This is a genomic window from Mesorhizobium sp. B2-3-7 (assembly GCF_006442695.1).
GTDB lineage: Bacteria > Pseudomonadota > Alphaproteobacteria > Rhizobiales > Rhizobiaceae > Mesorhizobium.
On record NZ_VFVV01000004.1, the window covers coordinates 13,691 to 36,780 of the forward strand.

Sequence of the window (23,090 nt, forward strand, 5' to 3'; positions counted from 1 at the left end):
GTCAAGAAGACTGTCCCGTGCTTGTTTCTGAACGGGGCACTGTACTAGGAAGCCCTGATTTGTTGAGTGTCGATCGCCTGTGAATAGGTGGCGACATAGTCGCGCGCCATGCGGTCGGCCGAGAACCGTCCTTCGAAAACGGCCCTTATCCGGCGCCTGTCGAGCTGAAGCAGGGCCGGCATGGTGGCGACGGCATCCTCGAGGGTTTCGACGACGAAGCCGGTCACACCGTGATCGATGATCTCGGGCATGGCGCCGCAGCTCCAAGCCATGACAGGGGTTCCGCAGGCCATCGCCTCGATTACCGCCAGACCAAAAGGCTCGGGCCAGTCGATGGGGAACAGCAAGGCAGCGGCATTGCCGAGAAACCTGCTCTTCTGGTCCTCGCTGATCTCGCCGACATATTCGACGCGATCGCCATCGATCAGCGGCTGGACGACCTCCTCGAAATAGGCCCGGTCGCCGTCGCCCACCTTGGCCGCGAGCTTGAGCCTCAGGCCCGTGCGCCTGGCAATCTCGATCGCCCGGTCCGGCCGCTTGTCGCGCGACATCCTGCCGAGGAACGCCAGATATGTGCCGTCGGAGCCGGCTTCAAAATCCGGCCTATAGAGATCGAGCGGCAGCCCATGATGGATGGTCGCCAACCAGTTGGCGGACGCGAGCCTCGTCCTCTGGCTGCGTGAAATGGAAATCATCGGAAAACGCGGGAACCGCTCATAGGCCTGTGCCAGATCCACATAGTCCAGCCTGCCATGCGGCGTCGTCACCGTGCGCTCCGGCATATGGCGGAAAAACGGGAAATGCAGGAAGTGGCTGAGATGGAAGTGAAGAATGTCGAAATCGTCGGCCTGTCTCCTGACTTCCTCGAGCATCGAAAGATGCGCCGCGATCTCCGACTTCAACGGCCGGGGATCGAGGCGCAGCGCCCGTTCCCGGCACGCGACCAGCCGGGCGGAGGTCCTGGTATCGCCGCTGGCAAACAACGTTACATCGTGGCCGAGCCCGACCAGAGCTTCGGTGAGATAGGAGATGATGCGTTCGGTGCCTCCATAGAGCCTTGGCGGCACGGATTCATACAGCGGCGCGATATGGGCGATCTTCATTGGCCTGCGTTCCCTCAATAAGCTGGTCAAAGGCAAAAATGCATCAGCGGCGCGATCGTTCCTCCGCTATCGGCAGATGCGTCATTTCTCATGTTTGATGTTCTTCCGGGCGGCCCTATCTCTTTAGGTGCTGCTCCTGCGCGCCATGACGACCCGAGGAGGTTCCGATGCAGCAATCAAAGGACATTGCAGCCCGCCGGCTTGACATGATCATCGAACAATATGTCGAAGCTAGAAAACAGCGCTTCGGCTATGTTTCGACGGACCAGGCCGCCAGGGTGATTCACAGAATCCTGAAACCCACGCCTTCCGACCCCAGCTTTTCGGACCACGAACTCGACGACATGGTCGCGGCCCTCGCCGTCAAGAACGGGTTGGCCGTCGTCTTTGACCGCGGCATCAGAGGATCGGTCGGCGGCACCGAGGCGGAGCTGGACAGAAAGGATCCGACCATGAGAGCACCAGCGGAAGGCCCCGACGTTGCCGGCGCGGTGGACGCGATCCTGATTCAGCAAAAAACCGCCCCGCTTTCGATGAGCGCGATGATCTCCCTGCTGCGCCAACGCACCGGCACCACCCGATCGGACGCGGATCTGGAAGGACTGATCGCCAAAAAAGCCGCTGTCCTGAACGTGCATTTGTCACGGGACTGAGTGGTGAGCGCGTCGGGGTTCGAACCCGAGACCTACTGATTAAAAGTCAGTTGCTCTACCGGCTGAGCTACGCGCTCCCGTGGGCTGGAAACGGCGCCCTCGAAATTGCGCGGAACATAGGGAGAGTGCCTCGACCGGTCAACCGGAAAAAACGGGCCACCAAGCCATGCGTTCCCGCCGTGCCGGCTCTCCCGGCCGGCCGTTTCCGCAAGGACATGCCGAACCTTTGCCAGGCAGGCGAAAGACCCTGTGGCCTCCGTCGATCCCAAACCGGAGAAACATTACAAATCAGCAACTTGCCTTTTTTTCCAGGAACAATTCGCGAGCGTGCCCGTTTCCTCCGCCACAAGGGACGTCAACCTCTCAAGGAGAAGATCATGAACAAAGTCCTGTCGGGTTTGCTGGCGACCACACTGTCAGCTTCCTTCGCAGTGGCGGCTGCCATGCCGGTCGAAGCCGCACCGGCCTATGTACCGCAGCCTGCATCGGTCTCGTCCGATGTCCAGACCGTGCAGTACAGGCCCTGGGAGCGGCGCCGTAACTTCCGCGGCGAGTTTCGCGGCAACCGCAACTTCTACCGCGACAACCGCGGAGCCTACTGGAACGGCCATCGCGGCTACCGTGAATATCGCCCGGGCTATCGCCGTCACGGCGATTTCTGGTTCCCGCTTGCTGCTTTCGCCACTGGCGCGCTGATAACCGGCGCGATCGCCAACAACCGGAACCGCGTCTATGAAGGCAATTCGCATGTGCAGTGGTGCTATGACCGTTACCGTTCCTACCGCGCATCCGACAACACGTTCCAGCCGTATAACGGCCCGCGCCAGCAGTGCATTTCACCCTACTGATGGGCGACAGTGTTCGTCAGAGGGATAGAAAGTCAAAGCCCGTGCCGGAAATGGCGCGGGCTTTCTGTCGTGCGAGGACGGTCCCCGGGCAGGCTGTGATCAGCTGGCCCAATTAATGGTCTTGAAGATATAATAAAGCGCGCCACCTTCACCACGGGGTGATCGGTACGCTCCGACGGCATCGCAAATTCGGACCGTGACGGCCGCCAATTCCCAACCCAGCACTTCCAGCTGATCCCCATCTATCACGTAAGCCTGAGCCAGTTCGTCAATGCCGTTCTTCTCGCCGAAGGACCGAACCAGCTTTGCGTCTCTGAGAAGACTATCGGGCAAATTTGAATTTGCCCACGCCCAGAGCCAGTTCTGTGCCTTGGCATTCGTGGAACCGGCGATCTGGATTTCGGTGATCACCTCGATCGCCCCGTCCTTGGAAAACAAGAGCTTTCCGTTGCTCAAGTCATAGCGCGACCAGTGGCCGATGCGGAATTCTTCCTCCAAGCGCTTATTCTTGGCCTTCAGTTGTTTGATAGCCTCGGCGCGCCAAGCAGAGTACCAGTTTGGCTTCATTTCCCCCTCGCCCAATCTGACTGTTGATTATGATACGCTCAGCGTCCTGCGAACAGCATCGCGCCACCCCGCCAGCTTGGCCGAGCGCGCCGCAGGCTCCATGTCTGGTCTGAAGCGGCGGTCGAGCGCCCATGTCTTGGCGAACTCCCGCGCCTTAGGCCACACGCCCGCCTTCGAGCCGGCGAGCCAGGCGGCACCAAGCGCGGTCGTCTCAAGAATGGTCGGACGGTCGACCGGGGCGTCGAGAATGTCGGCCAGCCGTTGCATGGTCCAGTCGGACGCCACCATGCCGCCGTCGACCCGAAGCACCGTCTTGGCCGCCGTACCTTTCCAATCCTTGCGCATGGCATCGAGCAGGTCGCGCGTCTGGTAGGCCACGGATTCGAGCGCGGCGCGGGCAAACTCCGCCGGCCCCGAATTGCGGGTCAGGCCAAAGATCGCGCCCCGCGCCTCGGCATCCCAGTGGGGCGCGCCGAGCCCGACAAAGGCCGGCACCAGATACACGTCCTGGGTCGGATCGGCCTCGGCCGCCAGCTTGCCGCTCTGTTCGGCCTTGCCGATCACCTTGATGCCGTCGCGCAACCACTGCACGGCGGCGCCGGCGATGAAGATCGATCCTTCCAGCGCATAGGTGGTCTTGCCGTTCAGCCGATAGGCAATCGTGGTCAACAGCCGGTTCTTCGAGCGCACCAGGTCGGTGCCGGTGTTGAGCAGCGCGAAACAGCCGGTGCCGTAGGTCGATTTCATCATGCCGGGCTCGAAACAGGCCTGGCCGATGGTCGCGGCATGCTGATCGCCGGCAACGCCGAGGATCCTTATCTCGGCGCCAAAGAGATTTTTCTGCGTGATTCCAAAATCATCGGCGCAGTCCTTCACCTCGGGGAGCATCCTTGCCGGAATGTTCAGGATGGCCAGCAGCTCGTCGTCCCAGGCATTCTTCTCGATGTTGTAGACTAGCGTGCGGGAGGCGTTTGTGGCGTCGGTGGCATGCACCCTGCCGCCGGTCAGGCGCCAGATCAGGAAACTGTCGATGGTGCCGGCCAGCAATTCGCCTTTCTCGGCGCGTCTCCTGGCGCCTTTCACCTTGTCCAGCATCCAGGCTATCTTCGTGCCGGAGAAATACGGATCGAGCAGCAGGCCGGTCTTCCTGGTGAAGGTCTTTTCCAATCCCTGCTTCTTCAGCTTCCGGCATAGCGGCGCGGTGCGCCGGTCCTGCCAGACGATGGCGTTGTGGATCGGCTTGCCGGTCGCCCTGTCCCAAATGACGACGGTCTCGCGCTGGTTGGTTATGCCGACCGCGGCGACGTCCGATGCCTCCCGCCCGGCATTCTTCAATGCGCCCTTCACGGTCGCCACGACGCTGGCCCAGATATCTTCCGGGTCATGCTCGACCCAGCCGGAAGCAGGATAGTGCTGGGTGAATTCTTGCTGGCTGCTGCCGACGACTTTCATGTCGCCGTCGAACAGAATCGACCGGCTCGACGTGGTGCCTTGGTCGATTGCCAGGACAAAGCCATTCATTCGCACTTCCTCCGTCACGACACAAAGAAGGGAGACGGCAACGTGCCGCCTCCCTGAATTTTACACGGGCGCGAACGCCCGCATAGGTCAGTCCTACTTCTGCCAGCTCTTGACCAGCTCGTCATAGTTGATGGTCTGGGGCTTCTCCTTCTCGTTCTCGATCTTGAGCTGGGGAGCGAGATTGCCGGCCTTGACCGCGTCGGCATTCCAGTAGGCGAGATCATGTTCCTCGGCGAGCTTCGGCCCGATATCGCCCTGGACGCCGGACCTCTCGATGCGGCCCATGACCTTCTCCTGCTCGGCGCAAAGCGAATCCATCGCTTCCTGCGCACTCTTTGCGCCCGACGAGGCATCGCCGATCGCCTGCCACCACAGCTGTGCCAGCTTCGGATAGTCCGGCACGTTTGTGCCGGTCGGCGACCATTGCACGCGGGCCGGCGAGCGATAGAACTCGATCAGGCCGCCGAGCTTCGGCGCGCGCTCCGTGAAGCTCTTGTCGTGAATGGTGGAGTCGCGGATGAAGGTGAGGCCGACATGGCTCTTCTTCACGTCCACCGTCTTCGAGGTGACGAACTGGGCGTAGAGCCAGGCGGCCTTGGCACGGTCGGTCGGGGTCGACTTCATCAGCGTCCACGAACCGACATCCTGGTAGCCGAGCTTCATGCCGTCCTTCCAGTAGACACCGTGCGGCGACGGAGCCATGCGCCATTTCGGCGTGCCGTCGTCGTTCATGACGGGCAGGCCGGGCTTGACCATGTCGGCGGTGAAGGCCGTGTACCAGAAGATCTGCTGGGCAACATTGCCCTGCGCGGGAACCGGACCGGATTCCGAGAAGGTCATGCCCTGCGCTTCCTGTGGTGCGTAGGCCTTCAGCCAATCGAGATATTTCTGGATCGAGTAGACGGCGGCCGGGCCGTTGGTGTCGCCGCCCCGCGCCGTGCAGGAGCCGACCGGCTGCGATTTCTCGTTGACCTTGATGCCCCATTCGTCGACCGGCAGGCCGTTCGGGATACCCTTGTCGCCATTGCCGGCCATCGATAGCCAGGCATCGGTAAAGCGCCAGCCGAGCGACGGGTCCTTCTTGCCATAGTCCATATGGCCGTAGACCTTCTTGCCGTCGACGTCGCGGCCGGTGAAGAACTCGGCAATGTCCTCATAGGCCGACCAATTGACGGGAACGCCGAGATCGTAGCCGTACTTGGCCTTGAAGTCGGCCTTGTTCTTCTCGTCGTTGAACCAGTCGTAGCGGAACCAGTAGAGGTTGGCGAACTGCTGGTCGGGAAGCTGATAGAGCTTCTTGTCCGGAGCGGTGGTGAAGGAGGTGCCGATGAAATCCTTCACATCGAGGTTCGGATTGGTGACATCCTTGCCTTCGCCCGCCATCCAGTCGGTCAGGTTGCGCACCTGCTGGTAACGCCAGTGGGTGCCGATCAGGTCGGAATCGTTGACCCAGCCGTCATAGAGGTTCTGGCCAGTCTGCATCTGGGTCTGGATCTTTTCAACGACGTCGCCTTCCTGGATGACGTCGTGCGTGACCTTGATGCCGGTGATGGCGGTGAAGGCCGGAGCCAGAACCTGCGACTCGTATTGATGCGTCGTCAGCGTTTCCGACACGACCTTGATATCCATGCCGGCGAACGGCTTGGCGGCGTCGACGAACCACTGCATTTCCTTTTCCTGATCGGCGCGCGAAAGCGTCGACAGATCGCCTATCTCCTTGTCAAGAAAGGCTTTTGCCTCGTCCATGCCGGCATAGGCGTTGCCCACGCCGAGCAAGAGGACAAGGGCGGTCGTAGATGTCAATAATTGCCGTCGCATTGTGTTTCCTCCACGTTTGAAAAGACTTCAAGTGCGATCTGGAGAGGCCGCCAACAAGCGGCCGCTCCAACAGTTTCCCCCTCTATACGTAGCGGAAGACGCCGATGGCGTAGACCACGGAGAGAGCGAGAGCCCACCACAGGCTGGGTCCGACAAGACCCAGCCAAGCGAGATGGATGAAGGCGCTGCCAAGCAGCGAAACGAAGAGACGATCGCCGCGCGTCGTCTTGAAACGCAGCACGCCGATGCGCGGATCGCCGCCGGGCGAGGCATATTCCCAGACACCCATGCCGACCAGCAGCAGCGCTATGACGGCGAAGAAGGCGGCCGTCGGCCAGGTCCACGCCATCCAGGAGAAGTCGAGGTTCATGGTCACACCCTCCCCAGGGCGAAGCCCTTGGCGATGTAGTTGCGAACGAACCAGATGACGAGCGCCCCGGGGATCAGCGTCAGCACCCCGGCGGCTGCCAGCAGCCCCCAGTCCATTCCCGACGCCGACACGGTGCGGGTCATGGTAGCGGCGATCGGCTTGGCATCGGTGGTGGTCAGCGTGCGGGCGATGAGCAGTTCCACCCATGAGAACATGAAGCAGAAGAAGCAGGCGACGCCGATGCCGCTGGCGATCAGCGGCATGAATATCTTCACGAAGAAACGCGGAAACGAATAGCCGTCTATGTAGGCCGTTTCGTCGATCTCCTTCGGCACTCCGGACATGAAGCCCTCAAGGATCCACACCGCCAGCGGCACGTTGAACAGGCAGTGCGCCAGCGCCACCGCGATATGCGTATCGATGAGGCCGAATGCCGAATAAAGCTGGAAGAACGGCAGCGCGAATACCGCCGGCGGCGCCATGCGGTTGGTCAACAACCAGAAGAACAGATGCTTGTCGCCGAGGAAGCGGTAGCGTGAGAAGGCGTAAGCCGCCGGAAGCGCCACGGCGACCGAGATCACCATGTTCATCACCACATAGGTGATCGAATTGATGTAGCCCGAATACCACGACGCATCGGTGAAGATGATGGTGTAGTTGCGCAGCGTCGGCGCATGCGGATAGAGCGTCAGCGAATTGACGATCTCCGCATTGGTCTTGAAGCTCATATTGATGAGCCAGTAGATCGGCAGCAGCAGGACGATGATGTAGAGCGTCGGCACGATCCACCACCAGCGCGATTCCTCGCCACGGCGGCGCATGCGCCTGTCCAGCTCGCTCTGCGACAGCGAACTGGCGAGTCTTTCCGAAGCGGCGGTCCCGTTCACCAGGTTGCGCTCGGTACGTTCGTTGGCGCCGGCCATATCAGCGTTCCGCGTCGTAGTTGGTCATCACGGTGTAGAACACCCACGACAACAACAGGATGATCAGGAAGTAGACCAGCGACATCGCCGCCGCCGGACCGAGGTCGAACTGTCCGAGCGCGGTCTTGACGAGGTCGATCGACAGGAAGGTCGTCGAATTGCCCGGACCGCCGCCGGTGACGACGAAGGGCTCGGTGTAGATCATGAAACTGTCCATGAAACGCAGCAGCACCGCGATCAGAAGCACGCGCTTCATCTTCGGCAACTGGATGTAGCGGAACACCGCCCAGCGCGAGGCGCCATCGATCTTGGCCGCCTGGTAGAAGGCGTCGGGGATCGAGACCAGGCCGGCATAGCAGAGCAGCACGACGAGGCTGGTCCAGTGCCAGACGTCCATGATGATGACGGTGACCCAGGCGTCGAACGGATCCTGCACGTAATTGTAGTCGATGCCGAGCGCGTTGACGTAATAGCCGAGCAGGCCGATATCGTTGCGGCCGAACACCTGCCAGATCGTGCCGACGACATTCCACGGGATCAAGAGCGGCAGCGCCATCAGCACCAGGCAGACCGGCACGCCCCAGCCCTTTTTGGGCATGTTGAGGGCAATGAAGATGCCGAGCGGCACTTCGATCGCCAGGATGATGAAGGAGAAGATCAGGTTGCGCACCATGGCTTCCCAGAAGCGATCGGAATGCAGCAACTCCTCGAACCATTCGGTCCCCGCCCAGAAGAAGACGTTATTGCCGAACGTGTCCTGTACCGAGTAGTTGACGACGGTCATCAGCGGGATAACGGCCGAGAACGCCACCAGCACGAGCATCGGCAGCACGAGGAACCAGGCCTTGTTGTTCCAGGGCTTTTCCATTTACGCCCCCATCTCGACACGCCAGGAATCGGCATAGATGTTGATGCCGGCTGGATCGAACCGCACTTTTGGATCGGCGGGAACGGTTTCGTCCTCGCCGACGACGGCGGCGATCTCGCGGCCTTCCAGACTGGCGCGCACGACCTTGTGGCGGCCCACATCCTCGACCTTGCTGACGTGGACGGCCATGCCATCGCGGCCGAGCCTGACATATTCGGGACGGATGCCGAGTTCGACGACGCCGCTTCCGGCCTTCGGCGCGCCTGGCAATTGGATGCGCTGGGAACCAAGCGTCGCTGTCTTGCCATCGATCGCTACCGGCATGACGTTCATGCCGGGCGAGCCGATGAAGTAGCCGACGAAGGTGTGGCGCGGCCGCTCGAACAGCTCGGCCGGCGTGCCGATCTGCACGATGCCGCCATCATACATGACCACCACCTGGTCGGCGAAGGTCAGCGCCTCTGTCTGGTCATGCGTAACATAGACCATGGTGTAGCCGAAGCGGCGGTGAAGCTGCTTCAACTGCGAGCGCAGCACCCACTTCATGTGCGGGTCGATGACGGTCAGCGGCTCGTCGAACAGGATCGCATTGACATCCGAGCGCACCAGTCCGCGGCCGAGCGAGATCTTCTGCTTCTGGTCGGCGGTCAGGCCCCTCGCCTTCTTCCTGGCCCAGTCTGCCAGGTCGATCATGTCGAGCGTCTCGCGCACCTTGCGGTCGACGTCGGCCTCCGGAACGCCGCGGTTGCGCAGCGGGAAAGCCAGGTTGTCGTAGACGGTCATCGTGTCGTAGATGACAGGGAACTGGAACACCTGCGCGATGTTGCGCTCCTGCGTCGACAGTCTCGTGACATCCCTGCCGTTGAACAGCAATTGGCCGTGCGAGGGGTGGAGCAGGCCGGAAATGATGTTGAGCAGCGTGGTCTTGCCGCAGCCGGATGGGCCTAGCAGCGCATAGGCGCCACCGTCCTCGAAAGTGTGGTGCACCTCCCGCAGTGCGAAATCCGCATCGGTACGCGGGTTCGGCAGATATGAGTGCCTGACATGGTTGACGTCGATGCGCGCCATCGTTTTCTCCTCAGGCCGCCAGCTTTGCCGCGGCCACGGCGACGCCGTGTTGGTCGAAAACCATGATGTGACGCGGGTCGATGAACACTTCGACCACTTCGTCGGTCTCGAAATCGCGGATGCCATGGGTCAGCATCACCCAGCGCGCGTCGGCGAAATCAAGATGGATGAAACTTTCCGAGCCGGTGATCTCGGTGATGGTGACCTTTGCCCGCACCGGCACGGCACTCGCATCCGGCCGCTCGAGCGACAGATGGTGCGGCTGGAAGCCGATCGTGTAATTGCCGTCGGCGATGCCGACAAGTTCAGGCGGCACCGGCAGCTTGACGCCGCCCTCCAGGAGGAAATCGGGCCCGTTCTTGGCCAGCACGATCGTGTTGAGCGGCGGATCGGCGAAGGTCCTGGCCGTCACCAGGTCGACCGGTTTGCGGAACACCTCGATGGTCGGGCCGAACTGGGTGATGCGGCCTTGCGACAGCGTCGCCGTATTGCCACCGAGCAGCAGCGCCTCGTGCGGTTCGGTCGTGGCATAGACGAAGATGGTGCCGGCGGCGGCGAAAATCCTCGGCAGTTCGGCGCGCAGTTCCTCGCGCAGCTTGTAGTCGAGATTGGCGAGCGGCTCGTCGAGCAGCACCAGGCTTGCGTTCTTGACGATGGCGCGCGCCAGTGCGGTGCGCTGTTGCTGGCCACCGGACAGGCTGAGCGGCGTGCGGTCGAGATAGGGCGTCAGCTTGAGCAGGGCAGCGGCTTCACGTACCTGGCTGTCGATCTTGGCCTTCTCGACTCCCGCCACCCGCAGTGGCGAAGCGATGTTTTCGTAGACGCTCATCGCGGGGTAGTTGATGAACTGCTGGTAGACCATGGCGATCTTGCGCTTTTGAACAGGCTGGCCGGTGACGTCCTTGCCGTCGAACCAGACCGAGCCGGAAGTCGGCGCGTCGAGGCCCGCCATCAGCCGCATCAGGCTGGTCTTGCCGGACAGCGTCGGCCCGAGCAGCACGTTCAGCGAGCCATGCTGGAGCGTCAGCGACACGTCGCGGATATGCTCCACCGCGCCGACCGTCTTGGTGACGTTCCTCAGTTCCAGCATGATGCCTCCTCCCAGGCCGTGTGCATCAGCAGCCCTTCATTCCGCGGCCGCGACGTGGCGGCGGCTTATGCCGCGCATGAATTCATCCAACGCCGCCGTCTGCTCGCGGCTGAAATGCAGGCCGCGCTTGGTCCGGCGCCACAGCACATCTTGCGATGTGACGGCCCATTCGTTCTCGACGAGGTAGCGCACCTCGGCCTCGTAAAGGTCGGCGCCGAAATTGCGGCCGAGATCGGCATTTGATTTGGCAAGGCCAAGCAACATCTGCGCGCGCGTGCCGTAGAGCCGCGTGAGCCGACGTGCCAAACGCTGGTCGAGAAAGGGATAGGCGCTCTTCAGCCTCGCCACTTGCGCATCAAAACCGGTCGCCGCGAAATCGCCGCCCGGCAGCGGCGCATTTGCCGTCCACGGCTTGCCGCGCCTGCCGAGAAAGCCTTCGATCTTCTCCAGCATAGATTCCGACAGCCGGCGATAAGTGGTGATCTTGCCGCCGAACGTGTTGACGATCGGGGCTGTGCCCTCGCCGCCATCGGCCTTCAGCACATAGTCGCGTGTCGCCTCCTGCGCCTTGGAAGCGCCATCGTCATAGAGCGGACGCACGGCCGAATAGGTCCAGACGATATCCGAGCGCTTGACGGGTTGGGCGAAATACTCGCTTGCCGCCGCGCAGAGATAGTCGATCTCGGTGTCGCTGATCTTCACGTCGTGCGGATCGCCGGGGTAGTCCTGGTCGGTGGTGCCGATCAGCGTGAACTCGTCCTCGTAAGGAATGGCGAAGATGATGCGGCCATCCTTGTTCTGGAAGAAATAGGCGCGTGGATCGTCGAATTTCTTCGCGATGACGATGTGACTGCCCTGCACGAGACGGACATTGTGCACATCGTTGAGGCCGACGACGCCGGAAAGCACATGATCGACCCAGGGGCCGGCGGCATTGACCAGCAGCCGCGCCTTGACCTCTTCGGTCTCGCCGGTCCGCAGATTTTCGATCCTGATCGTCCACAGCCCGCCTTCGCGGCGCGCCCCGACCACCTTGGTGCGGGTGCGGATGGTCGCGCCCCGGTCGGCGGCGTCACGCGCGTTCAGCGTCACCAGCCGCGCATCGTTGACCCAGCCGTCGGAATATTCGAAGGCCTTCTTGAACAATGGTTTCAATGGCTTGCCGGCAGGGTCGGTGGCCATGTCCAGGGTCCTGGTCGCCGGCAGCAATTTGCGCCCGCCAATATGATCGTAAAGGAAAAGGCCGAGCCTGATCAGCCAGGCCGGACGCAGGCCCTTGGCATAGGGCAGCACGAAGCGCATCGGCCAGATGATGTGCGGCGCGTTCTTCCACAGTACCTCCCGTTCCATCAGCGCTTCGCGCACCAGGCGGAATTCGTAGAATTCGAGATAACGCAGGCCACCATGGATCAGCTTGGTCGAGCCTGAGGAGGTTCCGCTGGCGAGATCGTCCATCTCGGCCAGAAATACCGAAAACCCGCGGCCGGCGGCATCACGGGCAATGCCGCAGCCATTGATGCCACCGCCTATGACGAAAATGTCACGGATCGAAGATGCGTCCACCAATTCCTCCAGCGATTTCGCATTGCACCATTTGGCTCTTTTGCGAAACCGTGGCGGAATTATTTCGAACTCATAACGAATGTCAAACGAAATATCACAAGCTCGTGAAAGCGCTGCAACGTCCTCAATCGAGCGAGGTTTCGATCAGTTGAACCTCGGCCTCCTGGCAGATCTTGCGCACCGAGGGGATATCGCAGCGGTCGGTGATGAAGGTGTTGACCTGCGACAGATGGCCGATGCGAACCGGCGCCGTGCGCTCGAATTTGGTCCGGTCGGACACTAGGATGACGTGCCTGGCATTGGCGATAATGGCTTGCGCGACCTTGACCTCGCGGAAATCGAAATCGAGCAAGGCGCCGTCATGGTCGATCGCCGAGGCGCCGATGACGGCGTAGTCGACTTTGAACTGCCTGATGAAATCCACCGCCGCCTCGCCGACGACGCCGCCATCCGAGCCGCGAACCACCCCGCCCGCGATCACCACCTCGATCGAAGGATAGATGCGCATCCTGTTGGCAACATTGATGTTATTGGTGATGACCATGAGGCCGCTGTGATCCAGCAGCGCCTTGCTGACCGACTCCGTCGTGGTGCCGATATTGATGAACAACGAGGCGTTGTCCGGAATCAGCCTGGCGGCCGCGCTGCCGATCGCCTCCTTCTCCTCGGCGGCGATCTTGCGCCTGGCTTCGTACTCCATGTTCTCGATGCCGGAAGGAAACAAGGCGCCGCCATGGATGCGCGACAGCAACCGCTGGTCGCAAAGATCGTTGAGGTCCTTGCGGATGGTCTGCGGCGTGACGTTGAAGTGGGTGGCCAGATCGTCGACCAGAACGCGGCCATGATCCTTGGCCATTTGGACGATTTCGGCATGGCGCGGCGACAGATACATCTGAAAACCTTCTGCTTTCGTTTTTCTTGACCATAGACGAAAACGAAAGCAATGAAAAGGCGTAAGCCGGCTAATGGAAACTACATGATAGCAAAGGCAAACTTCGTCGCAGTCCCGACTCAGCAGCCTCAGCTTAATCCGCGCGCGATTTCGGTGATGGCGGCAAAAGCCGAATCGACATCCGCCGCGGTCGCCTCGAACTGGCCGACCTGGAAGCGGATGGCGACGCGCCCGTTCACCCTGGTCTGTGTCAGGTAGATGCGTCCGTCATCATTGATCGCATTGACCAGCCGGAGATTGTGCTCGTCGGCATCGGCTCCCTCCGCCTTGTGCCGGAACGAAAACAGCGACAGCATCGGCTCGGTGACGATCTCGAAGTCCGGCTCGTCGGCCAGGCGCGCTGCCAGGCCTTCGCTCCAGGCGACGTGGTTGCGGATCATCGTGCGCAGGCCTTCCAGTCCATAGGCACGCAGCAGGAACCACAGTTTCAGCGCGCGGAAGCGGCGGCCGAGCGGCACCGACCATTCGGAATAGTTGATGATGCCGTCATGACCGTGCGTCTTCAGATAATCCGGCTTGATGGCGAGCGTCCTGACATGGCTTTCGGGGTCGCGCAGGAACTGGATCGAGCAGTCGAACTGCGCGCCCAGCCATTTATGCGGGTTGAAGACGATAGAATCCGCCTGCTCCACGCCGGCCCAGAAATGCCGGTATTCCGGGCAGATCATCGCCGATCCCGCCCAGGCGGCATCCACGTGAAGATAGACCCCGTGGCGTTTGGCGATCGCGGCGACGCCGGCGATGTCGTCGGTGCCACCGGTGCTGGTGCCACCGACGCAGGCGATGATACCCGCGGGCAGCAAGCCTGCCTTCTTGTCGGCGACGATCGCCGCCTCGAGGGCCGCTATGTCCATGGCGCGAAAGCGGCCGGCGACCGGAATGCGCACGAGATTGTCCTCGCCGATGCCGGCCACCCAGATCGCCCGGTCGATCGAAGTATGCACCTGATCCGACGAATAGATGCGCAACCGCGCCTGCCCCGTCAGGCCCCTTTTGTTGCCTTGCCAGTCGAGCGCGCGTTCGCGCATCGTCAGCACCGCCGCCAGCGTCGCCGAGGAGGCAGAATCCTGGATGACGCCGGAAAAACCTTCCGGCAGGCCGAGCGCCTGGCGCATCCAATCGACAGTCCGAGTTTCGAGTTCTGTCGCCGCCGGCGAGGTCTGCCACAGCATGCACTGCGCGGCCATTGCCGAGACCAGATACTCAGCCACCACAGAAACTGGTGCCGCGTTGGCCGGAAAATAGGCGAAGAAGCGAGGATGCTGCCAATGCGTCATGCCCGGCACGATCTTCTCCTCGAAGTCGGCGAAGATCCTGTCCATCGGCTCCGCGTCTTCGGGCGGCGAGGCTTCTATGCTCCTGAATATGTCGCCGGACTCGATCCGCGGCCGTACCGGGCGCTGGCGCAGCGTTTCGCGGTAGTCGGCGCCCCAGTCAGCGGCCCGCCGCGACCATTGCCGGAAATCATCACTGTTCATCCTGTCCTCCCGACATGATCGCTTCACCGGCGCCCTTCGCCCGGTTTTCAAAACGACTGTTAAACATTTGCAACCACCGGAGAAATCCGGCGCGTCCTTATCCCGGGAAATCCGGCAGACTGGCAAACGCCGTCTTCAAGGCGCTCGACCATCCCTCGGAGATCGTGCGGTAGTACGGGTCGTCATGACCGATCCGTTTCTTCAACCCGACCTGGAAGGCATCCTTTTCCAGGAAAAGCAGATCCAGCGGCAGCCCGACCGACAGGTTCGACTTCAGCGTGGAATCGAACGATACCAGAAGCAGCTTCACGGTCTCCGCGAGACTCATCGACCGGTCATAAGCGCGAATGATGATCGGCTTGCCGTATTTGGTCTCGCCGATCTGGAAAAAGGGCGTGTCATCGGTCGATTCGATGAAATTGCCCTCGGGATAGATCATGAACAGGCGCGGTGCGCTGCCCTTTATCTGGCCGCCCAGGATGAAGGAGGCGTTGAAGTAGGAATCGGCCTTGTCGCCGGCGGGCGAGGAATGGGCGATGACGTCCTTGACGGTTTCGCCGACCAGCCGCACCGTCTGGTACATGGACGGCGTTTCGAGCACTGCCGCGTGCCGGTCGCCAACCGCCTTGGTGCGCTCGTCGAGCACGCTGATCACGGCTTGCGTCGTCGCCAGATTGCCGGCCGACATCAGCACGATGACGCGCTCACCGGGATCTTCCCAGACATGCATCTTCTTGAAGGTGGAGATCGAGTCCATGCCGGCATTGGTGCGCGTGTCCGACATGAACACGAGCCCGCGATCGATCTTGAGGCCGACGCAATAGGTCATGGTTTACTCTTCCGGCAGCGAACCGTAAAAACCGCGTCGCGTCGGAACGGATCCATGCGGCGCGCTCAGGTCCTTGTTTTCATGCATGTCGTCACCCAAACCAAGGTGGCGTTGGACGACCTGCATCGGGTGACTACTGCTCCACCGTGACGGTGACGGCAAGCCGCTCTTGCGCCTCTCCCAGCAGAATCCCCGAAACCGGCGACGCATCGCGATAGTCGCGCCCCGTCGCCACTCTCACATAGCGCTCATCAGGAGAGATACCGTTGGAGGGGTCGAAGGCAACCCAGCCGAGGCCCTGAACATGCGCTTCGGCCCAGGCATGGCTTGCCGCCTGCTCGATGGCCGCGTCCATCATCAGATAGCCGCTGACATAGCGTGCCGGGAAACCCATGGCGCGGGCGGTGGCGGCAAAGATATGGCTATGATCCTGGCAGACCCCGGTTTTCAGCGCGAGAGCCTCTTCAGCCGGGGTCGTCGCATTGGTGGTGCCCGGCGCATAGGCGACCCGCTCGGAGATGATAGCCATCAGACGGTGCAGTCTTTCGATATCGGTGCCCTTGCCGGCTGCCTCGGCGAGTGCGCGAATGCCATCGCCGATCATGGTCAAAGGCGTCTCCTGTGCGAACAGCCAGAGCGGCGCGAATCCCTGATGCGGCCCACAAACCCCCGATGTATCGCGCGTCACCACCTCGCCTGACGCCTCGACCGTAATGAAATCATGGTCACCCTCGACGCTCAACAATCGGGTGTCATTGCCGTAGTGGTCGGCAAATCGCACTTCCTCGCGCGCGCCTTCTACCTTCAGGGCCCAGGACAGCACGGTCTGCGTGCGCCCGCTCACCGGAAGCAGCCGCAGCCGCTGCAGCAGGTACTGCACCGGTGCGTCGTAACGGTATTCGGTCCGATGGGTGATCTTGAGCCGCATGGCCTCCTCAATAGAACCTGTAATCCTGCGCGATCTCGTCGCCGAGCCTGGTGTTGTCGCGAATGAAGCCGGCAAGGAATTCATGCAGGCCGGCGTCGAAAATATCCTTGATCGAGCCTGCCTGCAGCATGGCCTGGGTCTTTTCCGCCGTCGCATGGCAGGGATGGCGCCCGCCATAGTCGTCGCCGAGGAACCTCAGGTGCTCGGCCAGGAAGCGATAGCAGAAGGTCAGCGATCGCGGCATGCGCACATTGAGGATCAGATAGTCGGCGATGTTGGTCGGCTTGTAGTCGGCGTCGTAGACCCAGCGGTAGGAGCGGTGCGCCGATACCGAGCGCAGGATCGATTCCCACTGGTAATTGTCGAGCGTCGAGCCGACCCAGGAGATCGACGGCAAGAGCACGTAGTACTTCACGTCGAGGATGCGCGCCGTATTGTCGGCGCGCTCGACATAGGTGCCGAGCTGCGAAAAATCGAAGATCTCGTTGCGCAGCATGGTGCCGTAGAACGAGCCGCGGATCAGCGCCGTTTCGCGCTTGATCGCATCGAGCACGTTTGGCAGGTCACGCTCGTCGATCGGCCTTGCCAGCATGCGCTTCAGCGCCATCCAGGCCTCGTTGATGCTTTCCCAGGTCTCCCGCGTCAGCGCGGTACGCACCATGCGGGCATTGTTGCGTGCCGTCTCGATCGACGACATCGTGCTCGACGGGTTCGACGTGTCGCGCAACAAGAAGTCGGCTACATCGGCCGCCGTATAGTCCTGATACTTCTGCGTGTAGGCGACGTCGGAGCCGGCGCTGAGCAGCACCGAATTCCACTCTTCCGACGCGCTCTGCGTGCGCGTCAGCGCCATGCGCAGGCCCGCATCGACCAGACGCGCCATGTTTTCCGCCCGCTCGATATAGCGGTTCATCCAGTAGAGCCCGTTGGCGGTGCGGCCGAGAAGCATGGAGTGGCCCTTCGGGCTAGTGAGCAGGGAATAGTGAGTAGCGAGTAGGGAATGTTCGAATTTCGATTGGATACGGCATCGTTCTGTCCCCTCTGATACCAACTACTGCCTACTGCCTACTGACTACTCATCTCAATCATCCAGCACCCAGGTATCCTTCGTGCCGCCGCCTTGCGAGGAATTGACCACCAGAGAGCCCTCCTTAAGCGCGACACGCGTGAGCCCGCCCGGCACGATCTGGATGCGGTCGGAGACCAGCACATAGGGTCTCAGATCGACATGGCGCGGCGACAGGCCCTTTTCGGTCAGGATCGGACAGGTCGAGAGCGCCAACGTCGGCTGGGCGATGTAATTGGACGGCTTGGCCTGCAGCTTCTTGGCGAAATCCTGGCATTCGTTCTTGGTCGCCGCCGGTCCGACCAGCATGCCATAGCCGCCTGAACCGTGCACTTCCTTGATCACCAGCTCATCGATGTGTTCGAGTACATATTTCAGGCTGTCCGGCTCCGAACAGCGCCAGGTCGGAATATTGCCGAGGATCGCCTTGCGGCCGGTGTAGAATTCGACGATCTCGGGCATGTAGGAATAGATCGCCTTGTCGTCGGCGATACCGGTTCCCGGCGCATTGGCGATCGTAATGTTGCCGGCCCGGTAGACATCCATGATGCCAGGCACGCCGAGCGCGGAGTCCGGCCGGAAAGTCAGCGGATCGAGGAAGGCATCGTCCACCCGGCGATAGAGCACGTCGATCTGCTTGTAGCCTTCGGTCGTGCGCATCGCGACATGACCATCCACCACGCGCAAATCCTGCCCCTCGACCAATTGCACCCCCATCTGATCGGCCAGGAAGGCATGTTCGAAATAGGCGGAGTTGTAGCTGCCGGGCGTCAGCACGGCGATGGTCGGCGTGCCCTTGGCGTTCTGCGGCCGCACCGCCGCCAGCGACTGGCGCAAAAGCTGCGGATAGTTCTCCACCGGCCGCACCTTGATTTGTTGGAACAACTCGGGGAAGAGCTGCATCATCGTCTCGCGGTTTTCCAGCATGTAGGAAACGCCCGATGGGGTGCGCGCATTGTCCTCCAGCACGTAGAACTCGTTTTCGCTGATGCGCACGATGTCGACGCCGATGATGTGGGTGTAGACGCCGGCGGGCGGCCTGACCCCGATCATCTCGGGCAGGAAGGCTTCGTTCCTGGCGATCAGGTCACGGGGAACGCGTCCGGCCCGCAGGATTTCCTGGCGGTGATAGATATCGTCGAGAAAGGCGTTCAGCGCCTGCACGCGCTGCTCGATGCCTTGCGTGAGGCGGCGCCACTCATTGCCAGAAATGATGCGCGGAACGATGTCGAAGGGGATAAGCCGCTCGGAGGCTTCCTGCTCGCCATAGACGGCGAAGGTGATGCCGGTCTTGCGGAAGACGCGTTCGGCATCCTGCATTTTCTCGGTAAGCCTGGCCGGGTCCTGCTCTTTCAGCCAGCGATCGTAAGCCGAATACGGTCTTCTAAGTCCGGAGACCTCCGGAAGCATTTCATCGAACGCTGCCAATCGCATACTCCCCTGTGACGCCATTTCACTGGCGCCGCCGGAGAAAATCAAGCGCAATCGGTGATTTGAGGGATGCGGGCGATCAGTATGTCGCCCCTGCCTAAAATTGAGGCAGCGGAAATATGAGCTTGGTCACGCTTTGCCTCATGCTCGGGCAATGGGCTCCGACGCTAGAAGGCGCGAAAGGTGACGACGGTGAACGTGTCCTTGATGCCGGGGAGAATCTGCACCTTCTCGTTGACGAAGTGGCCGACATCCTCCTCGTCGTCGACATAGAACTTGGCGAGCAGATCGTAATTGCCGGCAGTGGAGTAGATTTCCGAGGCGATCTCGGCGTCGGCGAGCGCGCTGGCAACCTCATACGACTTGCCCAGTTCGCATTTGATCTGCACGAAAAACGCCTTCATGGCTCCGCCCTGCTAAACGTCCAATCCAAGCGGCCCTTCTGGCAGACTGGAGGCGGGCTTTCAAGCGCTGGAACGGTACTTAGCCGGTTCGAGCGTTGGCCACGCCTCCCGCAATTCCGCCAAGGCTGCCTGGACTTCGTCGCGCGACAACACTGAATATTCGCCGCCGGTGAAACCCTGAAGCGCCACCAAACGTATGTTAGGATGCCTGCACGGGCAGGATTTTTCGAAAGGCAAGTTCTCGAAAGACAAGGGAAACAGGCAATGCGCCGCACGCTTTTCGCATTCGCATTCCTTCCTCTCCTCCTGCCCTTGTCGGCGTTTGCCGGCGAGGCCGAGATCAAGGCGGCGCAAGCGGCCATTGACGGCCAGCTGAGAGCGTTCCTGGCCGATGACGGCGTCACGGCCTACAGCTTCGCCGCACCGAACGTGAAGCGGATCTTCCCGACCGTCGACACCTTCATGAACATGGTGACCAACGGCTACGCGCCGGTGCGCAACCCACGGAGCTACTCGTTCGGCAAGGTCGAGGAGACGGGTCCGACCTCGATCATCCAGCAGGTGCTGATCGTCGGCCCTGACGGCAAGGACTACGAAGCTGTCTACACGTTGGAGCGACAGCCCGACGGCAAGTTCCAAATCACCGGCTGCAGCCTGCGCGCGTCGAATTCGCTGAGCACCTGAACCGTTACAGCGCTGGGATATCGCCCCTCGCCCAGCCCTCGGTAATTTCGGCAGCGCGTGCCTCGAAAGTGCCGGTCTCTATCGCGGCGCGTATGTCCTGCATCAGCTTCTGATAATAGGACAGATTGTTCCAGGTCAGAAGCATCGCACCGAGCGCCTCTTGCGAGCGCACGAGATGGTGCAGATAGGCGCGGGAATAATCGCGTGCCGCCGGGCAGTCGCTTTCCTCGTCGAGGGGGCGCGGATCGTCGGCATGGCGGGCGTTGCGCAGATTGACCTTGCCGCGCCTTGTATAGGCAAGCCCATGCCGGCCGGCCCGCGTCGGCATCACGCAGTCGAACATGTCGATGCCGCGCGCCACCGATTTCAAGATGTCGTCCGGCGTGCCGACCCCCATGAGATAGCGGGGTTTGTCATCGGGCAGTTCCGGGCAGGTGATGTCGAGCATGTCGAGCATGACCGCCTGCGGTTCACCGACGGCAAGACCGCCAACCGCATAGCCTTTCAGATCCATCGCGCTCAGCGCCTGCGCCGAACGCACGCGCAAATCCGCATTGTCGCCGCCTTGCACGATGCCGAACATCGCCTTGCCGGGCTGGTCGCCGAACGCCGTCTTGCAGCGCTCAGCCCAGCGCAGCGACAATTCCATGGCGCGCTCGATCTCCTTGAGCGCGGCCGGTAGCGCCGTGCATTCGTCGAGTTGCATCTGGATGTCTGAATCGAGCAGGCCCTGGATCTCGATCGAACGTTCCGGCGACATTTCGTATGCAGCGCCATCGATATGGGAGCGAAATGTGACGCCCTTCTCGGTCAATTTCCGAAGCTTTGACAGCGACATCACCTGGAAGCCACCGCTGTCGGTCAGGATCGGATGCGGCCAGCGGGCGAATTCGTGCAGGCCGCCAAGCTTCGCCACGCGTTCGGCGCCGGGCCGCAGCATCAAATGGTAGGTATTGCCCAGGATGATATCGGCGCCGACGCCGCGCACCTGATCCATGTACATCGTCTTGACCGTGCCGCCGGTGCCGACCGGCATGAAGGCCGGCGTGCGGATTTCGCCGCGCGGCATGCTGATCAAACCGCGCCGCGCCTTACCTTCGGTCGCCAGCACCTTGAAGGTGAACGTCTCAGCCATTGAATTCCTTGTCGTGTGCCGGTGCGCCCGGAGCCTGTTCGTCCAGCGACTGGCGATAATGGATGCAGCCGCGCATGAATTTTGGCCAGGGCGGCACGGCGATTGCCGGATCGATCTTCTCGGGCAGCAGGTCCCACAAATCGGGATGATGCCAGCAAAGATCGTGCCCCGATGCATCGCGATGCTGGCGAATGCCGGCGCGCAATTTTTTGACTTCGGCGATCAAACTGCTCCGGTCCAGCCTGTCGAGGTCATCGTCCATCGCTCATCTCCGCTCGATACAGCAGGCTTGCATCTCCGTAGGAGTAAAATCTGTAATCGTGCTCAATGGCGTGTGCATAGGCGGCGCGCATCGTATCGAGGCCGCTGAAGGCCGAAACCAGCATGAACAGCGTCGAACGCGGCAGATGGAAATTGGTCATCAGCATGTCGGCGGTGCGAAAACGGTAGCCGGGCGTGATAAAGATGTCGGTCGGGCCGGACCATGCAGCCAGCACGCCATCCTCTCGCGCGGCGCTTTCCAGCAGGCGCAGCGAGGTCGTACCGACGGCAATGACGCGCCCGCCCCTCGCCTTTGCCGCATTCAACGCGTCGGCTGTTGCCTCGCTGACTGAGCCGATCTCCGCATGCATCTTGTGGTCGGCGGTGTCGTCCACCTTCACTGGCAGGAACGTGCCGGCGCCGACGTGGAGCGTGACGAAGCGGCGTTCGATCCCCTTTGCGTCGAGTGCGGCAAACAGCTCCGGCGTGAAATGCAGACCGGCCGTCGGCGCCGCTACGGCACCTTCCTCCCGGGCATAGATGGTCTGATAATCGGCCCGATCGCGCTCGTCGTCATCCCGCTTCGAGGCGATGTAGGGCGGCAGTGGGATGTGGCCGACCGCATGCAGCGCCTCATCGAGGAAAGGGCCCGACAGGTCGAAGCCGAGCAGCGCCTCGCCCGCCTCGCCCTTTTCGATCACCGTGGCGTCAAGCTGGCCGAGGAAGCAGGAATTGCCGTCATGGCCGAAATGGATGCGGTCGCCGACGGCAACGCGCTTGCCCGGCCGCATGAAGGCCAGCCAACGGTCCGGCGCCATCCGCATGTGCAATGTGGCTTCGACCTGCGCCGCCGCCTCGCCGCGCCGCCTGATACCTTTGAGTTGCGCCGGGATAACCTTGGTGTCGTTGAAGACCAGCACGTCGCCGGCCTGGAGCAGGGAAGGCAGGTCGCTGACCGCCCGGTTCGAAACCCCCTCGCCGGGCCTGACCACCAGCATCTTTGCGCTGTCGCGCGGCTCTGCCGGGCGAAGCGCGATACGCTCTTCCGGCAGGTCGAAATCGAACAGATCGACACGCATCAGAAGAGCCTGATAAGCAGCGCCCCGGCCAGAAGCAGCACCGCGCCGGCCACGCGGCCGAGCGAGATTTCGCGAACCGCGACGCCGAGGAATCCGACGCGGTCGATCAGCATGCCCGCCAGCAACTGGCCCGCCACCAGGAACGCCATCAGCGCGGCGGCGCCGATGCGTGGCGTCAGGATGGTGGACAGTGTGACGTAGAAGCCGCCCAGCATGCCGCCGGCGATGAACAGCCACGGCGCGGGCGCCTTCCAGTCGAGCGAGATGCCTTGCAGCCTCACCACCGCGACGGCAATGATGCCGAGCACGATGGCGCCCGACAGGAACGAAAACGCGGCAGCCGCGACCGGGAGCCCCAGGCCGCGCGCCAACTGCGAATTGATCGGCGCCTGAATGGCAATGAAGGCGCCGGACAAGATGCCGAGAAGCGACCAGACGACGCCCATCATTG

The 23,090-nt window shown here is 61.8% G+C and carries 24 protein-coding genes and 1 tRNA gene; 3 read left to right on the forward strand and 22 right to left on the reverse strand.

Annotated elements, in window-relative coordinates; all coding sequences use genetic code 11:
- Nucleotides 1-44: 44 nt before the first annotated feature.
- On the reverse strand, nt 45-1,103 hold the full coding sequence (locus FJ940_RS09540; RefSeq protein WP_140564501.1) for a glycosyltransferase family 4 protein: 1,059 nt from the start codon (nt 1,101-1,103) through the stop codon (nt 45-47).
- Between the two features lie 167 nt (nt 1,104-1,270).
- On the opposite strand from FJ940_RS09540, the gene FJ940_RS09545 reads away from it, so the two are divergent.
- Complete coding sequence (locus tag FJ940_RS09545) at nt 1,271-1,756, forward strand: hypothetical protein (protein ID WP_140564500.1); 486 nt, start codon at nt 1,271-1,273, stop codon at nt 1,754-1,756.
- A 1-nt stretch (nt 1,757) separates the two neighbouring features.
- Here FJ940_RS09545 and FJ940_RS09550 read toward each other — a convergent pair.
- A tRNA-Lys gene (locus tag FJ940_RS09550) sits at nt 1,758-1,833 on the reverse strand.
- A 300-nt stretch (nt 1,834-2,133) separates the two neighbouring features.
- Between FJ940_RS09550 and FJ940_RS09555 the strand changes: the two genes are divergently transcribed.
- Complete coding sequence (locus tag FJ940_RS09555) at nt 2,134-2,604, forward strand: BA14K family protein (protein WP_140669967.1); 471 nt, start codon at nt 2,134-2,136, stop codon at nt 2,602-2,604.
- A 99-nt stretch (nt 2,605-2,703) separates the two neighbouring features.
- On the opposite strand, the gene FJ940_RS09560 is transcribed toward FJ940_RS09555, so the two are convergent.
- The 16 genes from FJ940_RS09560 to FJ940_RS09635 form a co-directional block, all read right to left on the reverse strand.
- On the reverse strand, nt 2,704-3,171 hold the full coding sequence (locus tag FJ940_RS09560; protein ID WP_140498781.1) for a DUF6882 domain-containing protein: 468 nt from the start codon (nt 3,169-3,171) through the stop codon (nt 2,704-2,706).
- A gap of 27 nt (nt 3,172-3,198) precedes the next feature.
- Nucleotides 3,199-4,692 (reverse strand): glycerol kinase GlpK, encoded by a 1,494-nt coding sequence (gene glpK / locus FJ940_RS09565; RefSeq protein WP_140633188.1) that lies wholly within the window; start codon nt 4,690-4,692, stop codon nt 3,199-3,201.
- Nucleotides 4,693-4,785: 93 nt separating this feature from the next.
- Nucleotides 4,786-6,510 (reverse strand): ABC transporter substrate-binding protein, encoded by a 1,725-nt coding sequence (locus tag FJ940_RS09570; RefSeq protein WP_140498786.1) that lies wholly within the window; start codon nt 6,508-6,510, stop codon nt 4,786-4,788.
- Between the two features lie 82 nt (nt 6,511-6,592).
- Nucleotides 6,593-6,880 carry a DUF2160 domain-containing protein gene (locus FJ940_RS09575; RefSeq protein ID WP_140498788.1) on the reverse strand — a complete coding sequence of 96 codons (288 nt, stop codon included), beginning with the start codon at nt 6,878-6,880 and terminating at the stop codon, nt 6,593-6,595.
- Between the two features lie 2 nt (nt 6,881-6,882).
- Nucleotides 6,883-7,803, reverse strand: coding sequence for a carbohydrate ABC transporter permease (locus FJ940_RS09580; RefSeq protein ID WP_140498790.1), 921 nt, complete (start codon nt 7,801-7,803; stop codon nt 6,883-6,885).
- Nucleotide 7,804: 1 nt separating this feature from the next.
- Nucleotides 7,805-8,671, reverse strand: coding sequence for a sugar ABC transporter permease (locus FJ940_RS09585; protein ID WP_140498792.1), 867 nt, complete (start codon nt 8,669-8,671; stop codon nt 7,805-7,807).
- Nucleotides 8,672-9,739, reverse strand: a complete 1,068-nt coding sequence (locus tag FJ940_RS09590; protein WP_140656334.1) for an ABC transporter ATP-binding protein — start codon at nt 9,737-9,739, stop codon at nt 8,672-8,674.
- Nucleotides 9,740-9,749: 10 nt separating this feature from the next.
- The gene (locus tag FJ940_RS09595) at nt 9,750-10,829 is read right to left on the reverse strand and encodes an ABC transporter ATP-binding protein (RefSeq protein ID WP_140515321.1); all 1,080 of its coding nucleotides are present in this window, start codon (nt 10,827-10,829) and stop codon (nt 9,750-9,752) included.
- Between the two features lie 36 nt (nt 10,830-10,865).
- Nucleotides 10,866-12,392 (reverse strand): glycerol-3-phosphate dehydrogenase, encoded by a 1,527-nt coding sequence (gene glpD / locus FJ940_RS09600; RefSeq protein ID WP_140498798.1) that lies wholly within the window; start codon nt 12,390-12,392, stop codon nt 10,866-10,868.
- Nucleotides 12,393-12,516: 124 nt separating this feature from the next.
- Entirely contained in the window at nt 12,517-13,284 is a 768-nt protein-coding gene (locus FJ940_RS09605; RefSeq protein WP_140515319.1) for a DeoR/GlpR family DNA-binding transcription regulator, read from the reverse strand.
- A gap of 128 nt (nt 13,285-13,412) precedes the next feature.
- The gene (locus FJ940_RS09610; protein WP_140656337.1) at nt 13,413-14,822 is read right to left on the reverse strand and encodes an aspartate aminotransferase family protein; all 1,410 of its coding nucleotides are present in this window, start codon (nt 14,820-14,822) and stop codon (nt 13,413-13,415) included.
- A 97-nt stretch (nt 14,823-14,919) separates the two neighbouring features.
- Nucleotides 14,920-15,651, reverse strand: coding sequence for a peptidase (locus tag FJ940_RS09615; protein ID WP_140498804.1), 732 nt, complete (start codon nt 15,649-15,651; stop codon nt 14,920-14,922).
- A 133-nt stretch (nt 15,652-15,784) separates the two neighbouring features.
- Nucleotides 15,785-16,579: a transglutaminase family protein gene (locus FJ940_RS09620; RefSeq protein ID WP_140498806.1), complete on the reverse strand. Its 795-nt coding sequence runs from the start codon at nt 16,577-16,579 to the stop codon at nt 15,785-15,787.
- Between the two features lie 7 nt (nt 16,580-16,586).
- On the reverse strand, nt 16,587-17,528 hold the full coding sequence (locus tag FJ940_RS09625; protein ID WP_140656340.1) for an alpha-E domain-containing protein: 942 nt from the start codon (nt 17,526-17,528) through the stop codon (nt 16,587-16,589).
- Nucleotides 17,529-17,660: 132 nt separating this feature from the next.
- Nucleotides 17,661-19,073 (reverse strand): circularly permuted type 2 ATP-grasp protein, encoded by a 1,413-nt coding sequence (locus tag FJ940_RS09630; protein ID WP_181165357.1) that lies wholly within the window; start codon nt 19,071-19,073, stop codon nt 17,661-17,663.
- A 170-nt stretch (nt 19,074-19,243) separates the two neighbouring features.
- The gene (locus tag FJ940_RS09635) at nt 19,244-19,480 is read right to left on the reverse strand and encodes an Lrp/AsnC family transcriptional regulator (protein ID WP_010909609.1); all 237 of its coding nucleotides are present in this window, start codon (nt 19,478-19,480) and stop codon (nt 19,244-19,246) included.
- Between the two features lie 264 nt (nt 19,481-19,744).
- Between FJ940_RS09635 and FJ940_RS09640 the strand changes: the two genes are divergently transcribed.
- Nucleotides 19,745-20,164, forward strand: a complete 420-nt coding sequence (locus FJ940_RS09640; RefSeq protein ID WP_140515316.1) for a DUF4864 domain-containing protein — start codon at nt 19,745-19,747, stop codon at nt 20,162-20,164.
- Between the two features lie 4 nt (nt 20,165-20,168).
- Here FJ940_RS09640 and tgt read toward each other — a convergent pair whose 3' ends face one another.
- The 4 genes from tgt to FJ940_RS09660 are packed head-to-tail and all read right to left on the reverse strand — an operon-like array spanning nt 20,169 to nt 23,088.
- Nucleotides 20,169-21,299 carry a tRNA guanosine(34) transglycosylase Tgt gene (tgt, locus tag FJ940_RS09645; RefSeq protein WP_140584360.1) on the reverse strand — a complete coding sequence of 377 codons (1,131 nt, stop codon included), beginning with the start codon at nt 21,297-21,299 and terminating at the stop codon, nt 20,169-20,171.
- Complete coding sequence (locus tag FJ940_RS09650) at nt 21,292-21,561, reverse strand: hypothetical protein (RefSeq protein WP_140498815.1); 270 nt, start codon at nt 21,559-21,561, stop codon at nt 21,292-21,294. The genes tgt and FJ940_RS09650 overlap by 8 nt, the downstream gene beginning before the upstream one ends.
- Nucleotides 21,551-22,639, reverse strand: a complete 1,089-nt coding sequence (queA, locus tag FJ940_RS09655) for a tRNA preQ1(34) S-adenosylmethionine ribosyltransferase-isomerase QueA (RefSeq protein WP_140498817.1) — start codon at nt 22,637-22,639, stop codon at nt 21,551-21,553. The genes FJ940_RS09650 and queA overlap by 11 nt, the downstream gene beginning before the upstream one ends.
- Nucleotides 22,639-23,088: a DMT family transporter gene (locus FJ940_RS09660; protein ID WP_140515312.1), complete on the reverse strand. Its 450-nt coding sequence runs from the start codon at nt 23,086-23,088 to the stop codon at nt 22,639-22,641. Before FJ940_RS09660 ends, queA begins: the two co-directional genes overlap by 1 nt.
- Nucleotides 23,089-23,090 lie beyond the last annotated feature (2 nt).

Coding starts and splice junctions, on each gene's coding strand:
- FJ940_RS09540 (WP_140564501.1), bottom strand. CDS start 1,103: ATGAAGATCGCCCATATCGCGCCGCTGTATGAATCCGTGCCGCCAAGG.
- FJ940_RS09545 (WP_140564500.1), top strand. CDS start 1,271: ATGCAGCAATCAAAGGACATTGCAGCCCGCCGGCTTGACATGATCATC.
- FJ940_RS09555 (WP_140669967.1), top strand. CDS start 2,134: ATGAACAAAGTCCTGTCGGGTTTGCTGGCGACCACACTGTCAGCTTCC.
- FJ940_RS09560 (WP_140498781.1), bottom strand. CDS start 3,171: ATGAAGCCAAACTGGTACTCTGCTTGGCGCGCCGAGGCTATCAAACAA.
- glpK (WP_140633188.1), bottom strand. CDS start 4,692: ATGAATGGCTTTGTCCTGGCAATCGACCAAGGCACCACGTCGAGCCGG.
- FJ940_RS09570 (WP_140498786.1), bottom strand. CDS start 6,510: ATGCGACGGCAATTATTGACATCTACGACCGCCCTTGTCCTCTTGCTC.
- FJ940_RS09575 (WP_140498788.1), bottom strand. CDS start 6,880: ATGAACCTCGACTTCTCCTGGATGGCGTGGACCTGGCCGACGGCCGCC.
- FJ940_RS09580 (WP_140498790.1), bottom strand. CDS start 7,803: ATGGCCGGCGCCAACGAACGTACCGAGCGCAACCTGGTGAACGGGACC.
- FJ940_RS09585 (WP_140498792.1), bottom strand. CDS start 8,671: ATGGAAAAGCCCTGGAACAACAAGGCCTGGTTCCTCGTGCTGCCGATG.
- FJ940_RS09590 (WP_140656334.1), bottom strand. CDS start 9,739: ATGGCGCGCATCGACGTCAACCATGTCAGGCACTCATATCTGCCGAAC.
- FJ940_RS09595 (WP_140515321.1), bottom strand. CDS start 10,829: ATGCTGGAACTGAGGAACGTCACCAAGACGGTCGGCGCGGTGGAGCAT.
- FJ940_RS09605 (WP_140515319.1), bottom strand. CDS start 13,284: ATGTATCTGTCGCCGCGCCATGCCGAAATCGTCCAAATGGCCAAGGAT.
- FJ940_RS09610 (WP_140656337.1), bottom strand. CDS start 14,822: ATGAACAGTGATGATTTCCGGCAATGGTCGCGGCGGGCCGCTGACTGG.
- FJ940_RS09615 (WP_140498804.1), bottom strand. CDS start 15,651: ATGACCTATTGCGTCGGCCTCAAGATCGATCGCGGGCTCGTGTTCATG.
- FJ940_RS09620 (WP_140498806.1), bottom strand. CDS start 16,579: ATGCGGCTCAAGATCACCCATCGGACCGAATACCGTTACGACGCACCG.
- FJ940_RS09625 (WP_140656340.1), bottom strand. CDS start 17,528: ATGCTTCTCGGCCGCACCGCCAACGGGCTCTACTGGATGAACCGCTAT.
- FJ940_RS09635 (WP_010909609.1), bottom strand. CDS start 19,480: ATGAAGGCGTTTTTCGTGCAGATCAAATGCGAACTGGGCAAGTCGTAT.
- FJ940_RS09640 (WP_140515316.1), top strand. CDS start 19,745: ATGCGCCGCACGCTTTTCGCATTCGCATTCCTTCCTCTCCTCCTGCCC.
- tgt (WP_140584360.1), bottom strand. CDS start 21,299: ATGGCTGAGACGTTCACCTTCAAGGTGCTGGCGACCGAAGGTAAGGCG.
- FJ940_RS09650 (WP_140498815.1), bottom strand. CDS start 21,561: ATGGACGATGACCTCGACAGGCTGGACCGGAGCAGTTTGATCGCCGAA.
- queA (WP_140498817.1), bottom strand. CDS start 22,639: ATGCGTGTCGATCTGTTCGATTTCGACCTGCCGGAAGAGCGTATCGCG.
- FJ940_RS09660 (WP_140515312.1), bottom strand. CDS start 23,088: ATGATGGGCGTCGTCTGGTCGCTTCTCGGCATCTTGTCCGGCGCCTTC.